At 42.1% G+C, this 3,671-nt stretch carries 4 protein-coding genes and 1 pseudogene; 1 reads left to right on the top strand and 4 read right to left on the bottom strand.

Features of this window, described 5'->3' with window-relative positions:
• Nucleotides 1-9: 9 nt before the first annotated feature.
• Both RDS42_RS13265 and RDS42_RS13270 read right to left on the bottom strand, forming a co-directional pair.
• Nucleotides 10-1,566: an SPOCS domain-containing protein gene (locus RDS42_RS13265; RefSeq protein WP_308784074.1), complete on the bottom strand. Its 1,557-nt coding sequence runs from the start codon at nt 1,564-1,566 to the stop codon at nt 10-12.
• A gap of 16 nt (nt 1,567-1,582) precedes the next feature.
• The gene (locus RDS42_RS13270) at nt 1,583-1,987 is read right to left on the bottom strand and encodes a protease complex subunit PrcB family protein (protein WP_308784075.1); all 405 of its coding nucleotides are present in this window, start codon (nt 1,985-1,987) and stop codon (nt 1,583-1,585) included.
• Between the two features lie 133 nt (nt 1,988-2,120).
• On the opposite strand from RDS42_RS13270, the gene RDS42_RS13275 reads away from it, so the two are divergent.
• Nucleotides 2,121-2,861 (top strand): lysophospholipid acyltransferase family protein, encoded by a 741-nt coding sequence (locus tag RDS42_RS13275; protein WP_308784076.1) that lies wholly within the window; start codon nt 2,121-2,123, stop codon nt 2,859-2,861.
• A 3-nt stretch (nt 2,862-2,864) separates the two neighbouring features.
• Here the strand turns inward: RDS42_RS13275 and RDS42_RS13280 are convergent, their stop codons facing one another.
• Both RDS42_RS13280 and RDS42_RS13285 read right to left on the bottom strand, forming a co-directional pair.
• Nucleotides 2,865-3,392 (bottom strand): nucleoside recognition domain-containing protein, encoded by a 528-nt coding sequence (locus RDS42_RS13280; protein ID WP_308784077.1) that lies wholly within the window; start codon nt 3,390-3,392, stop codon nt 2,865-2,867.
• Nucleotides 3,393-3,438: 46 nt separating this feature from the next.
• Nucleotides 3,439-3,671 (bottom strand): annotated as a pseudogene (locus tag RDS42_RS13285) (hypothetical protein); the annotation flags it as partial.

A 3,671-nucleotide genomic window follows, 5' to 3' on the forward strand; every position in this document is an offset into this window, starting at 1 on the left:
TTTCAATAGTCATTCTTCCACTTTTTTTACAAGAAGAAGGGGCTGGCCTGAAGAAATTTCTTTGTTTTCCAGCTGATTCATCGTACAGATCTCCTCTGTTGTGGTATAAAATTTTTTTGCAATATCCCATAGTGTATCCTCTGGTTTTACCACATAAACTGTAATTCCCGGAAGCTGCCGGATCTTTTCCATATCAAGAGGCTGTTCCTCCACCTTTTCAATAATTCGCTCTTCCTGACGGGTAACCACAAGAAGGTTCAGACTCACTGTTGCTTTGATCTCAATTTCACTGCTGTCAGACATTGACGTAAAAAGCTGTTCCAGATCTGCATGAAGATAATAGGTACTGTCCTCCTGTATCCCTCTTGCCTCTGTCACATGCGAAAATGGAAGCATGGTGTCCACAGAATAAAATGGCATATCGTCATTTCCCAGAATATAAAGGATCTTCAGATATACGATCCCGTCTACCTGCACGCCGTCCTCTACAATCTTCGTCTTATCTATTTTTACCCGCCCCTGGCTGTGGCAGATCTGAAGGATCTTTCCCTGAGTCTCTTTCATTTCTATACGGTCTGCAAGTCTGCATTTTGAGAAATTCCTTACCAGAAGTTTTTCCAGAATCTGAGACTTGCCTTCCGGTATACATTGTTTTGCAGGAGTATAGACATCAAGTATCACTTCATGCTCTTCCTCCCGGTAAAGCTTCATATCAATTTCCAGAACTACATCTGCAAGAAGCTGTCTTTCCTCACCGTCTGCATCAGGCTTTACATCCACAGAATGGCTTACCACAGAAGCTTCCATATTGGGGATCATATCAGAAGTACATCCTTCACAGTCTGCCTCCCCGGAAAAAGGAACTGAATACTCCAGCCACTGAAGTGTATTTCCCTCATCATCGCCTACATAAAGCACAAAGACAAAAAGTTCCCCCTTTGCCCTTACTTTATCTTCCTCCGGTCTCAGATCCAGGCCTCTTACCTCGGCCGTATACCAGATGATCTCTGCCACATTCGGTTTATTGGAGGCCAGTGTGATCTCCTCCTTTTTTCGGAGAATATCCTTTTTATGTACCGCAAGGCTCATAAGCCGCATATTCTTTTTCTTTACAGAAACAGTTTCATCATCTACTGCCACCGGAAGTCTTATTCCTGTCAGCTCATCTACTGCAGCTGAAAAAGTCACTACTGCCTTGATATTTATTTTTCTGGAATGGATCAAATGAAGACTCAGATCTTCAATCTCCCATTTCAGACACATTTTGTCCCCTCCTGCAATTCCTTCCAGATTCATTGTTTCCTCTACAGGCAGTCTGGCAGAAAGACTGCATATTCTTCCTTCTTCCTCTCCTACATAAAGAAGATCCACAGTAAGCTGCCCCTTCAAAAAAGCATGGCCGTCGTTAAGGCGTACCTCATCTATAGTAACTTCTCCTTTGTTCTGTATCATCCGTCCGATATCCGGTTTTACATCCGGAACATTATAATCTTCATCAAAAGTCACCTGACTGACTGCATGACTTTTTACTTTGAGCATCTGGATATCTTCTTTTTTTAATTCCATTCTTCTCCCCCTGTCATTATTGAAACTGCACCGGATTATCCCGATACTTTATTTTTACTGCTATATACGGATAGGACGGCTCCCCGCTTTGTTCCTCCGGCGCGGGACCTATAAGTTTTGTTTCAAAAAATACTGCCGTAGAAGATTCGGACAGTTCTTTTACCTGAATACTGTAGCCTCCGCTCATTTGCTTCCCGTAGCCGCGGATAAGGTAAAGATCGCTGCCGCTCTGATAGGTCATTTGAAACCTCCCTGCCTTTTTTTCTTTCACAATAGTCTCTGCCTCTTCCGGCAGCTCCCCCGTTCTGACCACCGTATAGGTCACCGGTTTTCTTTCCTCCTCTTCGATCCTTACCAGACGGCATCCGCCAAGCATCAGAGTCACTGCCATGATAAAAAGCAGGGAGAACACTTTTTTCATTACACTGCCTCCTATCCATTCCTTGATAAGTATTGTATGTAATGAACAAAAGATTTATTGCAAGAATTTCATTTCATTTGTATAATATGAGTGGAATAAACGTTACACTATAGAATACGAAAGAGGTAAAGATATGATCCGTTTTATACTTGTTGCCATCATAGTGATCGGCTTTCTGATTCTTTCCATTCCAGTTCTTATCATCGAATGGATTATCGGAAAATTTTCTCCTATGACCAAAGACATCAGTTCACTGCGTATTGTTCAGGGAGCTTTTAAATTTATCCTGTGGGTTGCCGGAACCAGGATCACGGTCATTGGCGAAGAAAATGTTCCAAAAGATACTCCTGTTCTTTATATCGGAAACCACAGAAGCTATTTTGATATCCTTCTGACTTACAGCCGCTGTCCTATCCGCACCGGCTATGTTGCCAAAAAAGAAATGGAAAAAATCCCGCTTCTGTCCAACTGGATGAAATATCTCCACTGTCTGTTCCTTGACCGTAAAGATATTAAACAGGGGCTGAAAACTATTCTCACTGCTATTGACAAAGTAAAAGAAGGAATTTCTATCTGTATTTTTCCGGAAGGCACCAGAAACAAGGCACAGGATGAGACAGAGCTTCTCCCTTTCCATGAAGGAAGTTTTAAGATTGCCAGCAAATCCGGCTGCCCTATCATTCCCATTGCCATGAATAATACCGCTGAGATCTTTGAATCACATTTTCCAAAGATCAAACCCTGTCATGTAATAGTGGAATACTGCAAGCCTGTTTATGTAAAAGATCTGGACAAAAACGACCAGAGACATCTTGGAGAGTACACACAGAAGATCATTCTGGAAACCATAGAAAAAAATAAAAATCTGGTGTAGCTCTCACATCACACAGGTAACGATCCATACTGCTGCAATCATCCCTGCGACTGAGGCAGCCAACGCTCCAACAAGAGTATAGCGGGTCTTCCGGATTCCCACAGAGCCAAAATAAACACTCATACAGTAAAACACGCTTTCTGTGGCGCTGAGCATTATCCCTGCCATTAACCCCACCGGAGAATCGGCTCCTGATTCTTTGAATATATCCAGAAGCAGCCCTGTTGCCGCACTGGAAGAAAATAATCTTACAAGTCCAAGAGGAACAATCTGCGGCGGGATTCCCGCCGCAGCTGTTACTTTCTCAAGAATCTTTCCCAGAAAATCAAGAAAATGCGACGCTCTAAGAACCCCCACTGCTGTCATTAACCCTATAAGGACCGGTACAAGTCCTCTTACTGTCTTCAGGCCTTCTCTTGCTCCCTCCAGAAAATCACCGTATATATCTCTTTTTGATAAAATCCCATAACCTATCACATAAAACAAAAGAAAAGGTATCATAAACTGTGAAATATAGGAAATAAATTTCATTTGTTCTCCCGTATTCCTGTTTATGATACCTTATGAAACAGTTTTATTATTTATGTCTTTCTATCTTTTGAATCTCCTCTACAGAGATGTCCGTCATGTCAGAGATTTCTTCATAGGTAAATTGTTTCTTTGCCAAAAGCTTCCTTACAAATTCTCTTTCTGCAGATTCACGCCCCTCTTTGCGGCCTTCCTCTTTCAGATCTTCCAACGCTTTACACATATTGATCTCCTCCTCTTTTTCGTTGATCTTAAACTCGCTGCCTGTTATAACCTTTATCA

Origin of the sequence: uncultured Blautia sp. (assembly GCF_902497045.1) — a bacterium.
Classification (GTDB): Bacteria; Bacillota; Clostridia; order Lachnospirales; family Lachnospiraceae; genus Blautia_A.

Bases quoted from the DNA above. Each gene is read 5' to 3' on its own strand.
- RDS42_RS13265 (WP_308784074.1), bottom strand. From the start codon at position 1,566: ATGGAATTAAAAAAAGAAGATATCCAGATGCTCAAAGTAAAAAGTCAT.
- RDS42_RS13270 (WP_308784075.1), bottom strand. From the start codon at position 1,987: ATGAAAAAAGTGTTCTCCCTGCTTTTTATCATGGCAGTGACTCTGATG.
- RDS42_RS13275 (WP_308784076.1), top strand. From the start codon at position 2,121: ATGATCCGTTTTATACTTGTTGCCATCATAGTGATCGGCTTTCTGATT.
- RDS42_RS13280 (WP_308784077.1), bottom strand. From the start codon at position 3,392: ATGAAATTTATTTCCTATATTTCACAGTTTATGATACCTTTTCTTTTG.